Source organism: Micromonospora aridisoli (genome assembly GCF_056150025.1).
This window is the reverse complement of the sequence record NZ_JAXCFK010000124.1, coordinates 1-567: the sequence shown is the minus strand read 5'-3', so window position 1 is coordinate 567 and position 567 is coordinate 1. Positions and strand designations below refer to the sequence as shown.

Here is a 567-nt window from a genome sequence, read left to right as displayed (position 1 = left end):
TTAGTAGTACACTAGAAGGAATCGAGTTTGTAAAAAGAGAGGGAAAAGATTCGGATATTATAACGACAGTAGGGGGCGGTAATACAGGTGATATGTACGATCAGATCGAGTCTTTGCGCCAATTAGTTTTTGATAGTTTTCCAGAAAATAAAATCATCTCTTTTCCGCAGACGATTGACGTTTCAGAATCATCCCATGGGCAAAAAATGCTTCAAAAAGCGATTAAATGTTATAGTAGGCATAAAAATCTAACATTGATCGCAAGGGAAGAGGTTTCTTTTGAAACATACACGAAGTATTTTCCCAAGAATCAAGTGCTTTTGCTTCCGGATATTGTTATGACTTTGGATAAAACAACACCTATGTACGAACGAAAAGGTGTTTTGGTGTGTTTGCGTGATGACAAAGAAAAGAAAATGACGCCTGATCAAGAATCTGCACTCCTCGAGTTATTGAAAACTAACTATGGAAAGGTAACACAAGGAGATACGCACATTGGAGGTACGCAAATGAGTCTACGCAAAAGAGTGCGTGAAGTGAATAAACTTTGGGATGCTTTTAGAAGAT

General features: G+C 37.7%; 1 protein-coding gene. It reads left to right on the top strand.

Annotation, left to right across the window (positions count from 1 at the left end):
* Positions 1-567: polysaccharide pyruvyl transferase family protein (locus SM447_RS29690; protein ID WP_474576172.1), on the top strand; the 567-nt coding region annotated here is incomplete at both ends.